19 protein-coding genes are annotated in these 19552 nt (G+C 34.7%); 5 read left to right on the top strand and 14 right to left on the bottom strand.

Going from position 1 to position 19552, the window contains the following annotated elements:
* The first annotated feature begins 34 nt into the window (after positions 1-34).
* From BLV64_RS04630 to BLV64_RS04620, 3 genes are all read left to right on the top strand, one after another.
* Positions 35-913, top strand: coding sequence for a hypothetical protein (locus BLV64_RS04630; protein ID WP_092133025.1), 879 nt, complete (start codon positions 35-37; stop codon positions 911-913).
* Complete coding sequence (locus BLV64_RS04625; protein ID WP_092133024.1) at positions 910-1317, top strand: PAAR-like protein; 408 nt, start codon at positions 910-912, stop codon at positions 1315-1317. The genes BLV64_RS04630 and BLV64_RS04625 overlap by 4 nt, the downstream gene beginning before the upstream one ends.
* 185 nt (positions 1318-1502) lie before the next feature.
* The gene (locus BLV64_RS04620) at positions 1503-2009 is read left to right on the top strand and encodes a type VI secretion system transmembrane protein TssO (RefSeq protein WP_092133023.1); all 507 of its coding nucleotides are present in this window, start codon (positions 1503-1505) and stop codon (positions 2007-2009) included.
* 87 nt (positions 2010-2096) lie between these two features.
* On the opposite strand, the gene BLV64_RS04615 is transcribed toward BLV64_RS04620, so the two are convergent.
* The 12 genes from BLV64_RS04615 to mnmE form a co-directional block, all read right to left on the bottom strand.
* Positions 2097-3455, bottom strand: a complete 1359-nt coding sequence (locus tag BLV64_RS04615; protein WP_092133022.1) for a DUF5458 family protein — start codon at positions 3453-3455, stop codon at positions 2097-2099.
* A gap of 2 nt (positions 3456-3457) precedes the next feature.
* Positions 3458-3907, bottom strand: a complete 450-nt coding sequence (locus BLV64_RS04610) for a hypothetical protein (protein WP_092133021.1) — start codon at positions 3905-3907, stop codon at positions 3458-3460.
* 72 nt (positions 3908-3979) lie between these two features.
* Positions 3980-6445, bottom strand: a complete 2466-nt coding sequence (locus BLV64_RS04605) for an ATP-dependent Clp protease ATP-binding subunit (protein ID WP_092133020.1) — start codon at positions 6443-6445, stop codon at positions 3980-3982.
* A gap of 340 nt (positions 6446-6785) precedes the next feature.
* On the bottom strand, positions 6786-7475 hold the full coding sequence (locus tag BLV64_RS04600) for an SIR2 family NAD-dependent protein deacylase (protein ID WP_092133019.1): 690 nt from the start codon (positions 7473-7475) through the stop codon (positions 6786-6788).
* A 126-nt stretch (positions 7476-7601) separates the two neighbouring features.
* Entirely contained in the window at positions 7602-8252 is a 651-nt protein-coding gene (locus BLV64_RS04595; RefSeq protein ID WP_092133018.1) for a hypothetical protein, read from the bottom strand.
* Positions 8253-8362: 110 nt separating this feature from the next.
* Complete coding sequence (locus BLV64_RS04590; RefSeq protein ID WP_092133017.1) at positions 8363-9127, bottom strand: hypothetical protein; 765 nt, start codon at positions 9125-9127, stop codon at positions 8363-8365.
* A 340-nt stretch (positions 9128-9467) separates the two neighbouring features.
* A complete protein-coding gene (locus BLV64_RS04585; protein ID WP_092133016.1) occupies positions 9468-9860 on the bottom strand; it encodes an OsmC family protein in 393 nt (130 codons plus the stop codon).
* A 6-nt stretch (positions 9861-9866) separates the two neighbouring features.
* Positions 9867-10757 carry a pirin family protein gene (locus tag BLV64_RS04580; RefSeq protein ID WP_092133015.1) on the bottom strand — a complete coding sequence of 297 codons (891 nt, stop codon included), beginning with the start codon at positions 10755-10757 and terminating at the stop codon, positions 9867-9869.
* 105 nt (positions 10758-10862) lie between these two features.
* Positions 10863-11180: a GNAT family N-acetyltransferase gene (locus BLV64_RS04575; RefSeq protein WP_092133014.1), complete on the bottom strand. Its 318-nt coding sequence runs from the start codon at positions 11178-11180 to the stop codon at positions 10863-10865.
* Between the two features lie 361 nt (positions 11181-11541).
* A complete protein-coding gene (locus BLV64_RS04570) occupies positions 11542-12651 on the bottom strand; it encodes a Fic family protein (protein ID WP_092133013.1) in 1110 nt (369 codons plus the stop codon).
* A 317-nt stretch (positions 12652-12968) separates the two neighbouring features.
* Entirely contained in the window at positions 12969-13457 is a 489-nt protein-coding gene (locus BLV64_RS04565) for a hypothetical protein (RefSeq protein WP_092133012.1), read from the bottom strand.
* A gap of 279 nt (positions 13458-13736) precedes the next feature.
* Positions 13737-15128: a tRNA uridine-5-carboxymethylaminomethyl(34) synthesis GTPase MnmE gene (mnmE, locus tag BLV64_RS04560; protein ID WP_092133011.1), complete on the bottom strand. Its 1392-nt coding sequence runs from the start codon at positions 15126-15128 to the stop codon at positions 13737-13739.
* Between the two features lie 112 nt (positions 15129-15240).
* On the opposite strand from mnmE, the gene BLV64_RS04555 reads away from it, so the two are divergent.
* Positions 15241-16380: a TlpA disulfide reductase family protein gene (locus BLV64_RS04555; RefSeq protein WP_092133010.1), complete on the top strand. Its 1140-nt coding sequence runs from the start codon at positions 15241-15243 to the stop codon at positions 16378-16380.
* A 61-nt stretch (positions 16381-16441) separates the two neighbouring features.
* Here BLV64_RS04555 and BLV64_RS04550 read toward each other — a convergent pair whose 3' ends face one another.
* Positions 16442-17113 carry a rhomboid family intramembrane serine protease gene (locus BLV64_RS04550; RefSeq protein WP_092133009.1) on the bottom strand — a complete coding sequence of 224 codons (672 nt, stop codon included), beginning with the start codon at positions 17111-17113 and terminating at the stop codon, positions 16442-16444.
* A gap of 64 nt (positions 17114-17177) precedes the next feature.
* Between BLV64_RS04550 and BLV64_RS04545 the strand changes: the two genes are divergently transcribed.
* Positions 17178-18068 (top strand): lysophospholipid acyltransferase family protein, encoded by an 891-nt coding sequence (locus tag BLV64_RS04545; RefSeq protein WP_092133008.1) that lies wholly within the window; start codon positions 17178-17180, stop codon positions 18066-18068.
* A 53-nt stretch (positions 18069-18121) separates the two neighbouring features.
* Here the strand turns inward: BLV64_RS04545 and glmM are convergent, their stop codons facing one another.
* A complete protein-coding gene (glmM, locus tag BLV64_RS04540; protein WP_092133007.1) occupies positions 18122-19510 on the bottom strand; it encodes a phosphoglucosamine mutase in 1389 nt (462 codons plus the stop codon).
* Positions 19511-19552 lie beyond the last annotated feature (42 nt).

The raw sequence follows: 19552 nt of genomic DNA, 5'->3' as shown, positions 1-19552 counted from the left end.
ACAACCTTCAGATTGAAATAATTAGCATTAGGAAATGAACAAAACAGCGCCACATACAAAAACGATATTTAAGCTAAATGGTGAACGTGTTACGCGACATTATTCTGCTGAAATATGTAATGAGGTCACTGTAAACAATAAAACAACTCGCACTGCTACTGGACTTTTATTTGATTTAACTTTTATAGGTCCGACAAACAATCACTTAAGATTTGATCTTAATTTTAATAAACGCTATGTACTCAATGAAAAAAACTCGGCAAAAACAACGCTGAATACCGTCGAGAAACTAGCATTAGAAGTCGCTAAAATTAATGATCATTTAAGTATTGAAGTCTCTAAAAACTTTAAGCTAATAAAAATCTTGAACACGAAACAGATACGAGATCAATGGGAAAGGATTCGGGGTACTGTATTAAAAGAGTTCGATAATATTAGCCCATTAGTTCACTCTTTAGACCAACAGTTAATGGATATTAATATACAAGAGCATTTTAAAAACGATCTTTTTTTTAATTCACTCTTTAGTGCCATTTATTATTATGATTTTAATAGCACATGGGCCTTAATCACAAAAAAAACAATACCCAACGCTATAGACAACATTGCATTACCTATTATTGAAACAAAAGAAATTACAAATCAAAACAGAGATTTTTCGAAAGTCACAGTCAGTACTACAGCAGAACTAGACACCAATCATCCTGATTTTGATCTTCAAGCTTTAAACAATTTTGCTGGAAAATTAGCATCAAATAACGCCCCGTGTGACCTGCATTTCAACTACAAGGGCACCTATCATATTGAACCCGATATCGGTCTCATTACGCAGTCACAATTGCTCTTTGACCTCTCTATATCCAATCTTTATAACAGGACAGCAACAGTAACCATAAATTTAGACAAGAAATGAGCAGTAAAAAATATGTTTTAGACGGAGCAATCGTACAGTGTGACCAAGGATTCACGCCTGCACAATTATTAGTGACTGAAAATAAAAAAGTAAAAATCCAAGGCCAATTTAAAGCAACCGATAGAGATGTTCAAGTCCCTAAAACCTTTACTAAATGCAAATTAAAACCGAGTAATAGTGATTATTTACCATGCACTCCTCAATTACAACAATGGACTAAGACCTCAGAAAAATCGACTTTAGGTGGTTCTAAAAAGTGGCTATTCCAAGACTCTGAGTGCCTATGTGCTATTGGAGGTAAAATAACCATAACCGATACCACACAGGTCAATAGCATGGGAAGCGTCATAGAACAATTTAAAGCGATAGCCGTTACCATTCCGGGAATAGCTTTAGGCAAATAAACGCCTCTGCTCTATTTTTAAAGGTTTAATTAAGCCATTATGGAAAAGGATACTTTTAAACCTCCATAATTTCTTCCAATAGACAAAACTTATTTAAAATGACAGTTCAACCCCTATTAAGTTTATAATAAACCATTTGATTTATTTGTTATATTTGTTATTATAACCACGTAGCCCCAAACCATATGAAGCCTAAAAACACCAAAGAGAGAAGAAATAGTTTTTTAAAATTTTTACTGCTTTTTATAGTTACTGTATTAGCCATTGTGGTTGCTGTTTTCTTTAATTTTAAAGTCCCTACAAAAGAAAATCAATTACTTAAGGAACAGGAAAAGGGCATCAAAAAAGAAAGAACTTTTCAAAAAGAATTTTCTAATGAAATGACCCAGGTAAAAGTACTATTAGACTCATTAGATGCTCCTGGCACACACAGAACCTATATCAATTCCCTTATAAGTAAAAAGCTAGTCGATTTACAAGGAATAATTCCGACTAAAGACTCGACTTACAATTACAATATGTATACTCGAATTGTGAGCTTACACGTAGAAATTCAAGAAGCTAAAAGTAGACTTAATAGCTTAAAAGACACCGAAAGCACCATTCAAGAATATAAAGAAACTTTAGAGAAATGTAAAGATGATTATATTTTAATGCAACGTGATTTAGACGCATGCCGTCGCGCCCAATAGGATTAAACCACTATTAGCTATGAAATATAAAAAAAGGATTTAACGTTAGTTAAATCCTTTTTTTATGTCGAATGTAGAAACTATCTTTTATTTCTTTTGTTGTTCGTATTCTGCATCCCATTCTGCACCATCATCACCTTTTTGCCCGTCCATTTTAATTAGGAAGTTCTTAGCGGGGAAATAAGGTTTCATATGTACATCAAGGTACACGCGATCCTTTTGGTTTGGATCTTGTTCAAAACGCTTAATAGAAAAGTCTTCGATTAATTTATCTGGCCCCGTAATGCCATCTAAAAACTTAACAATCTGACCCATTAATTCTTTACGTGTTTTTGCATTAAAGTTTTCGAAAGCACGTCGGTTTAAGAAATCCATTAACACTTTTGTTACGTAATCAAACACACGAACTACTGAATACGTTTGAAGTCCTAAGTTATCACCGTTAAATAAGGTTTTAGCTGAAAAGGCCATGACTTTGCCATACTCATTAACCATAGGTACTAAACCTAATTTTTCTAATTGTGCTATCTCACTCTTTTTTAAATCGAAGCGAACACCATCAATTTCATTAATACCACCGTGTTTTTTACCAGCGGTAACCTGAGACATTAACGTATTATATATTTTACCAGCTAAGGCTCCCGATGGTGGCACAAATAAATCGTCTTCTTCCCCTACTTCATCATGTTTTCCACGACCTACTAACCAGTTACAAGACATGATTACATTAGATCGGTACTTATCACCTCCGGTTAGGTTTGCAGCCTCAAACATTTCCATAACATCGTCCGGCTCATCTAAATGTGCAAAATCTGTGACTAACATCACCTTGTTTTCATAGGCGATTTTCGCCCATTTTTCGACCACTTTATTAGAACCTAAATATCCAGGAATAACTAATAAACCGTAATTCTCTCTTAAGTCTAAACGATCGTAAGTCGCTTTTAACTCATCGGAAACAGCATCAATAAACCGCGTATTATCCAAATCTTTAATTTGATCTAATTCCGCATTTACAATAGAAATGTTTTTTATTTTATCTGATTCTGTATTTTTATAAAACAAAGCAACCGATCGGTAAGAGCGTTCTAAATCTCTAGTCGCATCGATAGCCTCACCCAAATTCTTGTTTAATAATTTCTGAGCTATTTGTGAACGTTTTTCGGATTCTTCAACCATCTCTGTGAGATTATCTGATTGAGATAAAGCATCTGCCCAAATCTCTAGCGTTTTCTTAAGCGTCTCACGGTTTTCCTTTTTAGCATTTTCGGTTAAAAAAATCTTTTTTCTTGCTTTACGCTCAGGATTTAAATTCTGAACGCCTTCAATACAAGCTTCAAGCAAATCAAAACCTCCATATTTGGCTAACTTCGCGTTGTTTTCCTTAAGGTGTTGCGTCGGATTTTCAACAGGAGTAAACTGTTGTGCTTTTTTTGATTCAGCCATAATTATTTGTTTTGTTCTATTTCAGTTATTAATGCTCGAATGGATTCTAATAAAGCCGTTTTAGCTTCTGGGTCTGTTAATGCAGCCTTTAAAATTTTATTCGTTTTTAACTGCTTAATAATATTAACGTATTGATCTTTTTCTGTGTTCAAGTCTTTAAGAAACTTGCTTTGCTTAGTAATACCTTTAGCACCAAAATCTCCTAAATTAGTGAATGACAAGGTTTCTTTTTTACTCACACCGTCTTCATCTTCAAAATCGACATCAATTTCAGGTTTATAGTGCTCAAAAACCTCATCAATAGTTTTCAGTCCTTTAACTACTTCTGGTTTAATAGGCTGTGTATCTGTTAATTTCTCAACTAATAGTGTTCTGTTTTGTGGGATTTCCTGAATTGCCTCGTTAGCATCCGATTGCACTTCTGTTCCACCTAATCCATATGTTTCACTCATATTAGTACATTTATTTGGGTTAATGTATTTTCTATAAATATAACAACTTTTTAATATGTAAGATTATATTTATTAATATTTCCACAGTAAATCTCCATTTTCATCAACATCTAAGTTAATTTTAGCGCCTTTTTGTAAGTCACCGGAGATTAATAATTTAGATAACGGAGATCGTAAGTCATTTCTTATAACTCCCCGTAAAGGACGTGCTCCATACTTTGGAGTAAATCCTTTTTTTGCCAAGCTGTGAATTGCCTTATCGGAAAGTTCTAAGCTTATATCTTGTTTCGCTAAAGCTTTTAATAAATCTTTAAGTTGAATTTTAAAAATTTTAGCAACATTATCTTCTGTTATAGGAGAAAACGGAACTATTTCGGTTAATCGCCCTAAAAATTCAGGTCTAAAATGATTTCCCATCATTTCTAATAAAACGTTCGATTTGGGGATAACATTTTCTCCAAAGGATTGCACTATAAAATCACTACCTATATTAGAGGTGAATAAAATTACGGCATTACTAAAATCACCTTCTTTCCCTAGTCTGTCGTGTAACTTACCTTCATCTAATATTTGAAGAAAAATATCAAATACAGAAGGGTGCGCTTTTTCAATCTCATCAAAAAGCACTATCGAATATGGTTTTTCTCTTATCTTATTTACTAACAACCCACCTTCTTCATACCCCACATATCCTGGAGGAGCACCGTATAGTAATGCTGCCGAATGCTCTTCTTTAAACTCCGACATATCGAATCTAATAATCGATGTTTCTGTCTGAAATAAAAATTCCGCCAAAGCTTTAGCTAATTCCGTTTTACCTGTGCCTGTTGGCCCTGAAAAGAAAAAAGATCCTATAGGCAAGCCTGGCTTACTCAAGCCGGAACGTGACTCTAGTACCGCTTCAGTTATAACTTTTACGGCATGATCTTGACCTATTACTCGCTGCTGAAGTACGCTTTCCATGGTGAGCAACCGTTCTTTTTCATCCGATTGTAATTTGCCAACCGGAATTCCAGTCTTATTTGCAATAGTAGAAGCGATATCTTCCTTGGTAACACTGTTCTTTTCTCGATTAGCAATCTTTAATAAGGTCTGTAATATCGTCTCAAGTAACTCAAAAGCAGCTTCAGTTGAACTTATATTTTGATAGCTCAATGTTTCTGGAAGTTCATCAAATAACAAATAACTAAGCTTGTTTTTCATTTGCATATAAAACCACGATAGCTCTACTAGCAACTCATTCTCCTGTAAGGTACTTTCTTTTAAACCTTCTAGCTGAACGCGCAGTGCATCAATTTCGGGTATCGAGGTTTCTAGCATGTATTTTGTGGCAGACATCGTCCTATCTATTAAGCTAATAGCCGAGTCTGGTAAGCTGCGCTCCTTATTATAGCGTTTAGAAAGACGAATAGCCTCTTTGATACTATCGCTATCAATTTCTAATTTATGATGAGTTTTATAATATGAAATGGTATCCGAGAGCATTCTAAAAGCCTCGTCTTCCGAAGGTTCACCTAAGCGGATCGTCTCAAATTGACGCGATAAGCCTTCGTCTGTTTCAATATGTTTGCGATAGGCATCATTAGTTGCCGTACCTATAATGGTTAAATCCCCTTTTACCAATTCAGCTTTAATAATATTTGCTAGGCCTTGATTCCCTGAGTTTTTATCGGTTAAATTATTTAACTCATCAATTAATAAAATCGGGTTTTCATAGGCTTTAACAGCCTCAATAACTTTTTTTAAACGGTCTTCTACTTCCCCTTTATAACCAGCTCCCGATACGAGATGAATAAAATCTAACTCGAATACTTTTGCGTTTTTAAGATGTTCAGGAATAGCCTTATTTAAAGTAGCATACGTTAAGCCATTTAGTAAAACTGTTTTTCCAACTCCCGGGTCTCCTATAACTAAAACGTTGGGTTTAGACCGACGACCTAAAATTTCGGTAATCATTTTTATCTCGGAGTCGCGTCCTGAAATGCGCTCCAACTGCTCTTGTTTCGCCAAATGTGTTTTATCCACACAGTAGGTATTTAAAACAGCGTTATTTGCAGGAATAGTCCCTCCACCCTTATTGTCGGTAGCGCTTACAGGCTTACTGTCTCCACTAGCGCCTAAAGTAGCTAATAAGCCTTGTGGAGTTAACGGAAAGGTTTTTAGTTGTTCGTGTGTAAAACCAACTCCGGGCGTGCTAAGAGCGATAAGAATACAAAACTCATCCAGCTCGTCCTTATCGAGTTTTAGCTTAATACTTTCTGCTTCATAAAAAACTGCAGATACCAAATCATCCCCTTCACAATTATCTGATGGCTTGGTTGTTTTGGGCAGACTCTCTAATCGTACCTCAGCCCATTCTTCTACATAATACCCATCTTCGCCATGACTCTCTAAATAGTTTAATAAACCAATAGATTTATGCATAAGTGCTTTTAATAAGTGAGCAGAAGAATAATTGGGATGCGAATATTCTTTGGCGATTGCTTGAGCAATATGTACCGTTTCTTTTAGTTTCTCTGATATTGGTAGATCGGTCATTTCGGGGTAAATAACTTGTTTATTCTTTAAATCTAAGAAAAAAAAGACAATAACAACACAATATATTTATCTATTATCTAATTATTTACACCATTTATTTATACCCTGTTGAGATAAAATTGACGAAACAAAATAACAGCAAACACAAAAGCTACGAAAAGCTTTAAGTAGATTAATAAAAGAAAAGGTGAGATAATCGTAATCAATTTACAAAACACCCATCGTATCATCTTATTATAAAGTAACGAATCCTCTAAAAAAATATATAAAGAATAAGGAGGCTTTTAACCGTCTTAAAACAACACTAATCAAAATGACCTCCAAAAACACGAAAACACTATTAATAAGGCAAGTAGTCTTCAACCAATTGTTTCATACCAACGGTTGCTTTTTCTTTAAGGACTAACAAATTAATACCGTCTTCGACATCGGGATTTAAATCTATATATACGGTTTGCGCGTCAACAGGCACCGACAAGAGCAGTGATCCCGCAGGTTGCACTACCATGGAGGTTCCAATGATTATGAATAAATCAGCAGTTTGAGTGATTTCAATTGCTTTTTCAATCTCAACAACCTCCTCTCCAAACCAAACAATATGTGGACGTAACTGACTCCCATCTTCTGCCAAATCACCAACTTTAAGCGACCCTGTGTACGGGTAAATTAGATGACTATTTTTACTACTTCTACATTTGTTAAGCTCACCATGTAAATGCATTACATTAGACGACCCTGCTCTTTCGTGTAAATCATCTACATTTTGAGTAATTACAGAAACCTTATACCTGTCCTCTAAAGAAGCAATAAGATTATGAGCCAAATTGGGTTGTGCCTTTTCTACAACCTCTCTTCTTTGGTTATAAAAGTCTAATACAACTTGCGGATTTTTCTCAAATCCATCTTTAGAGGCTATGTCTTCAACCTTATGATTATGCCAAAGACCATTAGTATCCCTAAACGTTTCTATACCACTTTCTTGACTTATACCTGCTCCGGTAAAAAATACGATGTGATGTTTCTGATTCATTGTATTAGTTTTTTTTATAGAATTCACGTTTTATTTAAGCAAATAAAAGCAAAGCCCCCTTTTTTTAAGCCCCTCCATTTGCTCTTCTTGAACATTTTAGAATTTCTTGCATTAGACAATCTGCATTTAAAAGTCTAAGGTAATTGACTTGACAAACTCATTAAAGTCATTAACAGCCATTTGATTTTGAGCTTTACATTGCGTCATGGTAATATCTATAAAAAAATCTTTATAATCAATATTTAAAACAGACATTTCCACCATAACACCATCCGAAATATCTAAATGCTCGAATAAGTATTCTGTATCAAACTGAATGCAGTCGAATCCATTATTTCTAAAAATGTCGCCTTTATTCAAAATTCTAAACGCTTTTAAAGCACAGTCTTCTTCGTCAACATCTAGTTCATTAGCATAATCTAATAACGACATCCCTTTATACTCCCCTTCTTTAATATCCATATTAAAATTAATGGTAGGCGAAACAATGCCGTCATACAAAGGGTTTTCAGGATCTAATTTGGAAATAATTAATATTGGAGACCCCAAAATTTCGAACAACTCCGATTTTAAGTCTTCGAAGCCCTCACTTAAGGTTTGCTTTTGTCGTTCACCATTAAAGGTTTCAGAAGATACTACAGACCAGCCTTCAGGAATTTTAAAAGAGATTCCGAATAGGTGATTTTTATAGATACCGTTATCTACTGTTTCTATAGGGAAATCGACAGACGAATTAATTAAGGTATTAAGAAAGGTGTTTGCATTTGAATTAGCCATATGCTTAGCTTAAGGATTATTTATATTTTAGATGGTATCGTAAAACAAAACAATCGCTGCTTATAAAGATAATAAGCAGCGATTGTGTTTTTTTGATCTCTATGAAGGTCTTACTTTAGATACTGCTTAAGTACGTTTTTAAGCACCATCATATCTTTATCTTTGTTTCTAATTAAATTCTTTTGTTTATCACATTCGAATAAAGCGTAATCGATTTCTACTAAATTGATGTTCTTCTTTTTTAGTACGTCACGTCTTCTTTTCCTGTACTTTTCGATTTGCTCTCTTCGAGACACACCACTAACAGTCATAACTTCCAATTTATCCAATTGCTCGCCTGACTTGTTTCCTTTTTCTAGGAACTCAATAACTAAATTCGAGGTTTCATAAAAAGCGGCAAGTGATAATTTTGTCCGTGTCTTCCCTTTTTTATGCATATCACCTAATAAAAATGCAAAGGTATGCTTACGTGATGCCTTTTCTTTTAGCAAATCGTCACAAAGGTTCAAAATATAAAACTCATCGGTTTCCTCTGCGCTAATATTTGTTTTCTCTTTTTTAGAAACTGCCGGAATTTCTTCGCTAGGCACAAACAAAGCCCCTTCTCTTACAAAATACCAGTATACCGCTGTTTCTGTTCGCTCCGCGTGCAACGTTGGTATGCTATCTAAAGCTTTTTCCTTGTCTAAATCGCGTAGCACTTTTCTTAGTGGCAGTCCCTTCTTATTATCTTTAGTAAAAACCCCTGCTGCTATAAGATCGGGCATGAGGTCTTTTGCAGGAATCCATTCTTTATTTGTATGTGTATTAAAGTAAGCTTCTACTACCTTATTAATTTGGGCGATTCTTTCTTCGCCTTGACTACTATTCTTCATTATTATATGTTATTGTATTCTTTGTTTTAACAACAAAGAAAAGAGCGCAAGATAAGTGAATCCTAATTCGTATGACTTATATGTTCTGTTAATTAAAAATATCTCGCGCATATTTGTAGAAATAATCAGCAAATCACCCCGTTTTTCGTCTTTTACCGTTTATAAGCTTAGTGAATAGTATGTATTACCAGTTATAAAAGGAGTTTTAAATCCATTTCAGGGTATACAAATAATCTACACCACATCAATTTAATGCTACAAAATCACCCAAAGGTTACAGCTTCTACACACCATCAATTAATAGCATCATTATGTGTTATTGCGACGTATAACAACAAACTTAAATAAGCTTAGACGCTACAGCAACCTCCCCTTTAATTATTTTTTCAATCGGACATTTTTTTCCAATCTCTAATAATTTTTCACGTTGCTCACTAGTCAAGTTACCAATCAGTTCAATTTGCTTCTTAAAAGTGACTAAATGGGTTTTTATATTTCGCTTAAAACTTACATTCACTTGAGCTTCCTGTAAGTCCCACGCTTTGCGGTCGGCATACATACGTATGGTCATAGCAGTGCATGCAGCTAAAGAGGACTCCAATAATTCTGTAGGTGTAAACCCTAAATCCTGCCCACCAACCTCAACAGGCTCGTCTGCCGTAATGATGTGGTTCTTTGCTTGGATTTCAGTTTTATATTTTTGCGCGCCTATTGTTGCCTTTATTTTATTCATTCTTTGTTATTTAGATTTAAATGATTTTGGTTGTGGTAAGGGTACACGAACAGATTCGTTTGGAACCTTTGGAAACGCGTCATTAGTCCAATCTTTTTTCGCCTTTTCAATTAGATCTTTATTCGACGACACAAAATTCCACTCTATAAATCGTTCTTCAGGAAAGGCTTCTCCTCCAAATATATAAACAGATGTATTTGCCTCCATTTCAAAAGAACACAATGTACTATCTTTAGCCACTAGTATTTGTTTAGGACCAAAGGTATTACCATCCGATTTAATAGCACCTTCTAAAATATACAAGGCACTTTCTCCAAATAGATGCTCCCCAATATTTATTGTTTTTGCTTCTTTTGTTTTTATCTCGATTAAATACAACGGACTATAAACGGGAACAGGCGATTTTTTACCAAAAACCTCACCAGCAATAAGTTTATAATTGACGTCATTGTCTTCCCAAGCTGGTAAGTCACTAGCATTGATATGAGTAAATGAAGGCTCGCATTCCTCCTCTTCTTTAGGTAAGGCCACCCATATTTGCAATCCGTGTAACTCTTTCTCTTGATCGCGTAGATACTCTGGTGTACGTTCGGTATGAACCACTCCTTTCCCTGCTGTCATCCAATTTACAGCACCTGGTTTTATTTCTATAGCCGTACCTAAACTATCTCTATGGAATACAGACCCTTCAAACAAAAATGTTAAGGTAGATAATCCGATATGTGGATGCATATCTACATCCATATTTTGACCAGGTCCTAAATGTGCTGGCCCCATATGATCTATAAATATAAAAGGTCCTACCATACGTTTTTGACGGAATGGTAATAACCTACCGACCATAAAGTTACCTATATCGGCCGCGCGTTCTTCAATGATTAGCTTTGTGTTTGACATGTATTTGTGGGTTTTAAAATAGTATAAATTAAATGTTTATTCATTCTTATCAGTCAACTCGTTTAGTTTAACTACAAGAACAATCTGTTTAATTGCTGTATTCGGTTACAATTCGTCATAGCCCTTAAATGTAGGACTAACCACGCGTTTCCATTCTGGATGCTTTTTTATATAGGCGAATACATACGGACAAAAAGGAAGTAAATCTATGTTTTTATCTTCAAGATAATGCAATGTTTTTTCTACCACAGCACTCGCAGCTCCTTTACCCGCTAACTCCGGATCTGTTTCGGTATGGACTAATGCAATCTGGCTACCAAATTCACCATAATTTATAAAGGCAAAATGGCCATCAATTTCAATTTCGAAACGCTTTTTTTCTTCATTTTTAACTAAAGGGATATCATTATATTCTGTCTTCATATTATACGTTTTTTATAGCAGCTATCTTAGCTAGCTGCTGGGTTATAGTATTCTAATTTGTTATGGTCATACTCATCATTGAGCAGAACCAAATCATTAGCTTAAAATTTTAAGTTATTAAACTTCTCATTCTAACCATGCTGTTTATATGATTTTGTTGGTTGAAAGACATAAAGGTAAAATTTTTATAATATTTCGCTTTAACATTCACAAGATATTATTCATTTCAAACTCTATTCTGAAACACCCAATCACAGCTTCCGGTTGTGAATTAACTCAAAGGTATTAAATTTTAATTTCTGCTGTAAAAACAGCATGAAAAAGAGTGTCTTTTAAATTTCTTGTCTAGGAGCTAAACATCTTAAAAGTTTAGGTTTAATTTATACGCTGTACTCCTTCCCTCACCATAAGATTCAAAGACGTTTATTTCCTTTAATTTCTGCAAATCTCGTGTTGCAGTAGGTTTTGATGTTTGAGTAATTCGCATATATTTTTTTGCAGTCATACCTCCCTCAAAACCTTTTACACCCTCTTGAAGCATACGTTTTAATACTTTTATTTGGCGGGTATTTAACTGATCTCTATACGTGTCGAATAGCTTTGTTTTTTGCAATGTGAAATTAATTAATGCTTCAGACTGCTGTTGCGCAGTAATAATGATTCCGATAAAATAAATGAGCCATGGAGTTATTTTATTTGACCGCTGACCACTTTTTAATGCTTCATAATATTGATTCCTATTAATTTCTATAGCAGATGAAAGACTTATTAATAATGGAAAATCTAAGGTTTGCAATAAGGCTTTTTCGGCAATTGCTCTTCCTATCCTTCCATTACCATCTTCAAACGGATGTATGGTCTCAAAATACAAGTGAGCAATAGCTGAACGAATTGGAGCGTGCTTAATTTCTTTAGACCCATTTGGAGCTGTGTCATTAAACCACTCTACAAAAGCTGTCATTTCTTTTGGAACTTGTTTTGAAGGTGGAGCCTCAAAATGTACTTTTTCTTTCCCATAAGTACCAGATACCACTTGCATAGGCGCTAAATGAGATCTCCATTCACCCACCGCAATTTTGTTTACCCCAGGGAAAATAACCTTATACCAATCAAGCAGCATCGCTTCTGTTAATGGAGCATTATATGTCGTATGAATTTGAGAAACCAAAGATGCCATTCCTTTTGCCTGATTATCCTTTACAATCTCGGGGTTTTTAGTTAACCCTAAATTGTTTTTTATTGAAGACATTACATCCTTGCGACTTAAAAATTCGCCTTCTATTTCTGAAGTTTTAATAGCTTCAGACACTAGAATATCTACGAGTGATTCATTACGATTCTCATTCGACAGTGTTTTTAAAAGTCCTTTTACGACTCCTGTGTTTTCTGTAAAACGGAATAATAAGTCCTCTAAATCTTCTTGCTTAAAGCTGAATTTTCTCCAATCTTTCTGTTGCCAATTGTATTCCATGAGCCGATTATCGGTTTTAATTGGCTCAAATATAAGAAAAATAATGAGCCGATTAAGAGATTTAATCGGCTCATTTGATTTTAAATCAGGATTACAACCTATCGTAGTCAGGCGTTTTTAATGATACTGAAATTCTTAATAGCAATTAAAATTAGTAAAACTCATCAGAATAACCCTCAAAGTAGTTTAAAACTTGTGTTTGTTTTTTAAGTACAATCATTTCTCATATACTTATGTAAAGAAGCTAAACAAGACGAGCTCATTTACTCGGATAAAAAGGCACAACTATCCTAAAACTCAAATTTGGACTGAAAGAATTAATTGATATTGAAATTTATTTTAAGTCCGCTTTGATGAAATGGGATCAAAGATTCACCTTCTATCCTAAATACCCATCCATGTCCTCTATAGTTATCAACTCCATCATTCATACTTGCATATTTAGAGAGCTCTTTTTCGAGAATATTTCTATTCTTTATTGTTACAAGGTGATTACAAGGGTTATTAATAGCATTTTCAAATACAATTAGATTTTCATCTAATAATAAATAACCATCCATAAGTTTTGTGTTATAATTATTAGAAGTACCAATAATGACATAACAATCATTCTCATTTATGTCAAATCTAACATTATATATATGAAAGTTAGATGAAGAGGGAGTGCTTTGAACAAGAGAATCATGCTTTTCTATGATTAATTCCAAATTACGTAATAAATTTGGTGAAATAACAACTGATTCTTTCATAGGACTACATGCGAAAAAACCACTTAACAATACACCTATAATAACTAAATTTCTCATCTGATTTTTTTAGATCTCCCTTTATTTTAACTCTTGGTTTTTCTTTAGTATAACCATATAATCCTTTAAAGTTTAGTTATAAACTTAAGTTAATGTCGACTCCCAATTATGCTCCAAATTCAGCAATAAGATAATTAAACACACCATCTCCTATCCTCCTTCATAAGGAGTGCATGATATACAAACCTATTCCAATTGACCTAGGTAAAAAAGAAAATCACCCAATTTTTACGCTAACGAATCCACACTTATTTAAACACTCTAGCTTGAGGTGTTGAATTACTTTCCGATACAGAAATTAGCAAATATATTACCAAGAAGCTCATCGTTAGTAACTTGTCCCGTAATTTCACCAAAATGATATAATGCCTGACGGATATCGATAGCTAACAAGTCACCAGAAATACCGTTTTCTAATCCGTATTTCACTTTCTCAATCTCTTCAAACGCTTTAAGTAATGACGAATAATGACGTGTATTAGTAACAATAGTTTCATTATTTCTTAAAGCACCCGTATTTACAAAACTTATCAGTTTATTTTTTAATTCTTCCACGCCTTCTCCTGTTTTAGCAGATAACAGGTGTACATCTTTAAACTCGGTGTGTAGTCGCTCTAATTCAGCAGCATCTAAGGTATCCACCTTATTAGCTATAATAACCATCGGTTTTAAAGGCAGTCGGTTTTTAATCTTTTCGATTTCAACTTTTAGTCTTGCCGCCTCCGTTTTAAACTCGATTGCCGAAAACAATAGCACCACTACCTGAGCTTGCTCCATCTTTTCGAAAGTCTTCTTAATTCCAATACTTTCAACAACATCCTTAGTTTCTCTAATCCCAGCAGTATCAATAAATCGGAAACCAATACCATCTATAACCAACTCATCTTCTATAGTATCTCGTGTTGTTCCTGCAATATCACTAACAATAGCGCGCTCTTCATTTAATAAGGCATTTAGCAAGGTCGATTTACCTACGTTAGGCTCACCAACTATAGCAACCGGAATTCCGTTTTTAATAACATTTCCAACCGCAAACGAATCTATTAAGCGACGTAAAACCAATCCTATACGCTCTACTAAAGCATTAAACTCTCCACGATCGGCAAATTCCACATCTTCCTCAGCAAAATCAAGTTCTAATTCTATAAGGGATGCAAAATTTAAAAGCTCCTCTCTAAGTTTTGAAATCTCACTCGAAAAACCACCACGCATTTGCTGCATAGCAATTTGGTGAGACGCTTCATTATCACTAGAAATTAAATCTGCTACAGCTTCCGCCTGACTTAAATCTAATTTTCCATTTAAAAAAGCTCGTAATGTAAACTCACCGGCATCAGCCATTCGGCAACCTTTACGCAGTAATAGTTGAATTATTTCCTGCTGAATATAAACCGATCCGTGGCAAGATATTTCAACAACATCTTCACCCGTATACGAATTTGGGTTTTTAAAAACAGAAACCAAAACCTCATCTATGGTACGCTTATCATCTATAATATGCCCCAAGTGAATGGTATGGGTTTTCTGATTCACAAGCGTTTTTTTTGCGGTAACCGACTTAAAACAAGAATCTGAAATAGTAATAGCATCCGCACCAGAAACACGGATTATAGCAACTGCTCCGGCACCAGATGCAGTGGCAAGAGCGACAATAGTATCGTTATAAATCATACTGCAAAAATACTAAATTGAAAAGCAATTAAACTCAAAAGGTTTTCCCAAAATTTTAATCCTCTAATTTTTATCTATTATATTTGATGAAAAATATAAATATTATTTTACTATGATTAAAAAGCTAGCACTATTAAGCCTTATTCTTCTAGGCTTTTCTTGTGAAAAACAAAATGATGCTTACGAAATTAATGGCGTTATTGACTCTTCTCTTAATAACAAAGTGGTGAGTATTCACGCGGTTTACGGTATTCCAAACAAAGTGATTGATACCGATACCATTAAAGACGGAACCTTTAAATTTACCGGAAAAGTAGATGCTCCAGAAGGCTTTTATATGTCTGTAGAAAGCCTAAACGGTGTTATTCCAATCATACTTGAAAATAAAAATATGTCGATAGAAGTGTATAAAGACAGCTTACACGCTTCTAAAGTTTCTGGAAGTCGACAAAATGATTTTGTTACAGAATACAACGAAGCACACGTTTTAAAAAGAAATTTTAATACGGAGTTACGCGAGCGCTATACAAATGCTCAAAAACTGGGTGACAAATCGGCTATGGATGCTGTTAAACAATCTTATGATAGCTTGATGGTTGTTGCTACTAAAAATGACATCGACTTTATAAAATCACATCACGATGCTATTATTTCAGGTATAACTTTAGAGCGCTTAGTAAAGACTAACAAAGTGGACGAAGCAGAATTTAATACGCTTTATGAAAACCTATCGGATGTAGTAAAAAATTCTCGCGCTATTACAAATATAAAAACAACCTTTACTAAGGTAGCTACCCCTTCTGCAGCGACTTCTAAGCCTGGAGCTATTAACGTAGGCAACAAAGCACCTAACTTCTCAGGATTTACACCAGAAGGTGAAGCTATGACTCTTAGTGACATTAAAGCTAAAGTAACCGTTATCGATTTTTGGGCTTCATGGTGCAGACCGTGTCGTGTAGAAAACCCTAACGTAGTAAAAATGTACAATAAGTACAATAGTAAAGGTTTAGAAATTATTGGTGTGTCTTTAGATAAAGCATCACAAAAAGACCGTTGGATTAAAGCGATAGCAGACGATAAACTAACTTGGCCACAAGTTTCTAATTTAGAAGGTTGGAAAGAGCCTATCGCTGTACAATATGGCGTACGCTCGATACCTGCTACTGTTATCTTAGATGAAAATGGCGTTATTGTAGCTAAAAACCTAAGGGGGCAGCAATTAGAAGACAAAGTTGCCGAACTATTACAATAATAGAAAAAAACACCTATTCAAATTATAAAAAAAGCCTACAACGTGTAGGCTTTTTTTATGCTTATAACTTTCCTGTTTTCTTCATTACAAATAATATAACTATTGGTAATGCTAATAGTAATGTAACGGTTAAATTCTTCGTTAACAACCCACTGGCAAGCATCAAAGTAAACACATAACCGCCAATGGCACCGCCAAAATGCGCATCGTGACCAATATTATCCGATTTCTTTTTCATAGCATAAATGGTATACATCATATAACCTATCCCTAAAAGGTAACCTTTAATCCCTAGGTCGACACTTCCTATTCGAGCCGGCAGAAAAAGAAAATAATATTTTAATTCAGGACCTAAAACAATCGCTGAGTACAACACGCCTGTTACAGCACCACTTGCACCAACGGCCGTATAATTGTAATCGTTTTTATTAAAATAAAGCGATAGTAAACTCCCAGCTAATAAACTACCAAAATACACGACTAAAAACCCTATCTGCCCTACTCCATCTATAACCTGATTAGCAAATAAAAATAGCCCAAACATATTCATAAATAAATGAGTGGGAGTCGTATGCAAAAAACCAGAACTTAACATTCTATATTTTTCGCCCCGTTGGATGGCACCGACATTAAATTTATACTTTTCGAAAAAAGCAAAATCATTAAAACCTTTAAATGAAAAAATCGCATTTACTGCGATTAAAATAATAGTTATACTATTTAAATTGCTCATCTACTTCTTTACGTTTTGTTTCAAATATAACATATATTTGCTAGTGTAAAATTAAAACTATTTAATGCAATTTCTACTCTACATTATAATTTACCCGTTCATCTGGTTAATTTCAAGTCTCCCTTTTAAGCTACTATACGCATTTTCAGATGTATTATATTTTTTAGTTTATAAAGTATTCGGTTATCGAAAAAAGGTCGTTAAAGAAAATCTAAACTTAGTGTTCCCCGAAAAATCACCGGAGGAAATTAAGATAATAATGAATAAATTCTATCACCACTTGTGTGATATGATCGTAGAAGCTATGAAATCTTTAACCATTTCTGAAAAGGAAATGCAAAAGCGATTTACATTTACCAATATTGAAGAGCTACGAAAGCACGAAGAAAACAACAGAAGCGTTGTACTTATGTGCGCACATTACGGGAGTTGGGAATGGATTTTTGTATTACAAACCCATGTAAAAGCAAAAGGCTATGCGGTGTATAAGCGCTTAGCTAATCCGTATTTTGATAAACTAGTAAAAAAAATACGTGCAAAATTTAATTCGTATTTAATCACTACTAAGGAAACGGCTACAACCCTAGCGTTAGCAAAGGCAAATAATGAGTTAACAATAAACGGTTTTGTTTCGGACCAATCACCAAAGTTAAATAAGGCCCACCACTGGCAAAACTTTATGGGTATAAAAGTTCCTGTACATACTGGCGCAGAATTACTAGCTAAGCGTTTGGATATGTCTGTCGTTTTTTTCGGTGTGAAACGTATTAAAAGAGGTTATTATGAAACCACGTTTACTACAATTGCAGAAAAACCTAACTCGTTTAAGGATTATGAAATTACTGATGCCTTTTTAAAACTAACGGAAGAGCAAATTTATGCCGAACCACAGTACTATTTATGGACGCATAAACGTTGGAAGCACAGAAATAGTGTGCCTCTAGAGTTTCAATAAGATACTCTAGAGGCTTATTACTATTTTAATTTATCACTGGTTGCATTATGCCTCTAAGCATTTACAACAGCATGTATTTCAGCTATCATTTCATCGGCTAAACTATCCGCAAGTTCTTGAGATTTCGCCTCAGTATATACTCTAATAATAGGCTCTGTATTACTTTTACGTAAATGCACCCAATTCTCTGCAAAATCAATCTTAACCCCATCTATAGTGGTTAATTTTTCATTTTTATACTTTTCGGTCATAGCGGCTAGAATAGCATCGACATCTATTTCTGGGGTTAGAGCAACTTTCTTTTTACTCATAAAGTAACTCGTATACGTTTTACGTAATTCGCTAACTTTCATTTTCTTTTCAGCCAATAAGCTTAAAAATAAAGCCACACCAACTAGCGCATCTCTACCATAGTGCGATTCCGGATATATAATTCCCCCGTTACCTTCACCACCGATAACTGCATTATTCTTTTTCATTAAATCCACAACATTAACCTCACCAACGGCGCTTGCCTCATAAGTTCCACCATGCTTTTCTGTTACATCGCGTAACGCTCGGGTAGAACTCATATTACTCACCGTATTACCTGGAGTTTTACTCAACACATAATCGGCACAAGCCACTAAGGTGTATTCTTCTCCAAACATTTCACCATTTTCATCCATAAAGGCTAAACGATCGACATCCGGATCCACCACAATTCCGAAATCTGCACGTTCTTTCTTTACCGCATCAGATAGGTCGGTAAGGTGTTCTTTTAAAGGTTCTGGATTATGAGGAAAGTGCCCTGTAGGGTCACAGTATAATTTTACTGGCTCTACACCCAAACGTTCCAATAATAAAGGAATAGCAATACCTCCGGTAGAGTTCACACCATCAACCACAACTTTAAAATTAGCTTTAGCAATAGCATGGGTGTTTACAACCTCTAAATCGAGTACCTCATCAATATGTATATCTATATAAGCATCATTTTTTGTGATTTTTCCTAAATCGTCTACTAGAGCAAACTGCATACTATCCGACTCCGCTAATTCTAATATTTTAGCACCTTCAACAGCATTTAAAAACTCTCCTTTTGAATTCAATAATTTTAAGGCATTCCACTCTTTAGGGTTGTGACTAGCCGTTAATATTATACCTCCATCGGCGTGCTCTAAAGGCACAGCAATTTCAACAGTTGGTGTTGTAGATAGGTCTAAATCTATAACGTGAATCCCCATCCCTACTAAGGTTTGCATCACTAAGTTCTGAATCATTTCTCCAGAAAGCCTAGCATCGCGACCTACAACGACGCGGTAACTGTCCTTGTTTAATTGTTGTTTTATCCATGTACCATAAGCTGCTGCGTATTTTACAGCATCAATTGGTGTTAAATTCTCTCCTACTTCCCCTCCAATGGTTCCTCTTATTCCTGAAATTGATTTTATAAGCGTCATAAAGTTTATTAATTTTATTACAAATATAACATTTCAAACTTG

Origin of the sequence: Bizionia paragorgiae, assembly GCF_900107625.1 — a bacterium.
Classification (GTDB): domain Bacteria; phylum Bacteroidota; class Bacteroidia; order Flavobacteriales; family Flavobacteriaceae; genus Bizionia; species Bizionia paragorgiae.
Note: the sequence above shows the minus strand (reverse complement) of the source record. Positions and strands in the feature narration are given on the sequence as shown.

What these genes read in the sequence shown, in the direction of transcription:
- BLV64_RS04630 (WP_092133025.1), top strand. Translation starts at nt 35, where the DNA reads ATGAACAAAACAGCGCCACATACAAAAACGATATTTAAGCTAAATGGT.
- BLV64_RS04625 (WP_092133024.1), top strand. Translation starts at nt 910, where the DNA reads ATGAGCAGTAAAAAATATGTTTTAGACGGAGCAATCGTACAGTGTGAC.
- BLV64_RS04620 (WP_092133023.1), top strand. Translation starts at nt 1,503, where the DNA reads ATGAAGCCTAAAAACACCAAAGAGAGAAGAAATAGTTTTTTAAAATTT.
- BLV64_RS04615 (WP_092133022.1), bottom strand. Translation starts at nt 3,455, where the DNA reads ATGGCTGAATCAAAAAAAGCACAACAGTTTACTCCTGTTGAAAATCCG.
- BLV64_RS04610 (WP_092133021.1), bottom strand. Translation starts at nt 3,907, where the DNA reads ATGAGTGAAACATATGGATTAGGTGGAACAGAAGTGCAATCGGATGCT.
- BLV64_RS04605 (WP_092133020.1), bottom strand. Translation starts at nt 6,445, where the DNA reads ATGACCGATCTACCAATATCAGAGAAACTAAAAGAAACGGTACATATT.
- BLV64_RS04600 (WP_092133019.1), bottom strand. Translation starts at nt 7,475, where the DNA reads ATGAATCAGAAACATCACATCGTATTTTTTACCGGAGCAGGTATAAGT.
- BLV64_RS04595 (WP_092133018.1), bottom strand. Translation starts at nt 8,252, where the DNA reads ATGGCTAATTCAAATGCAAACACCTTTCTTAATACCTTAATTAATTCG.
- BLV64_RS04590 (WP_092133017.1), bottom strand. Translation starts at nt 9,127, where the DNA reads ATGAAGAATAGTAGTCAAGGCGAAGAAAGAATCGCCCAAATTAATAAG.
- BLV64_RS04585 (WP_092133016.1), bottom strand. Translation starts at nt 9,860, where the DNA reads ATGAATAAAATAAAGGCAACAATAGGCGCGCAAAAATATAAAACTGAA.
- BLV64_RS04580 (WP_092133015.1), bottom strand. Translation starts at nt 10,757, where the DNA reads ATGTCAAACACAAAGCTAATCATTGAAGAACGCGCGGCCGATATAGGT.
- BLV64_RS04575 (WP_092133014.1), bottom strand. Translation starts at nt 11,180, where the DNA reads ATGAAGACAGAATATAATGATATCCCTTTAGTTAAAAATGAAGAAAAA.
- BLV64_RS04570 (WP_092133013.1), bottom strand. Translation starts at nt 12,651, where the DNA reads ATGGAATACAATTGGCAACAGAAAGATTGGAGAAAATTCAGCTTTAAG.
- BLV64_RS04565 (WP_092133012.1), bottom strand. Translation starts at nt 13,457, where the DNA reads ATGAGAAATTTAGTTATTATAGGTGTATTGTTAAGTGGTTTTTTCGCA.
- mnmE (WP_092133011.1), bottom strand. Translation starts at nt 15,128, where the DNA reads ATGATTTATAACGATACTATTGTCGCTCTTGCCACTGCATCTGGTGCC.
- BLV64_RS04555 (WP_092133010.1), top strand. Translation starts at nt 15,241, where the DNA reads ATGATTAAAAAGCTAGCACTATTAAGCCTTATTCTTCTAGGCTTTTCT.
- BLV64_RS04550 (WP_092133009.1), bottom strand. Translation starts at nt 17,113, where the DNA reads ATGAGCAATTTAAATAGTATAACTATTATTTTAATCGCAGTAAATGCG.
- BLV64_RS04545 (WP_092133008.1), top strand. Translation starts at nt 17,178, where the DNA reads ATGCAATTTCTACTCTACATTATAATTTACCCGTTCATCTGGTTAATT.
- glmM (WP_092133007.1), bottom strand. Translation starts at nt 19,510, where the DNA reads ATGACGCTTATAAAATCAATTTCAGGAATAAGAGGAACCATTGGAGGG.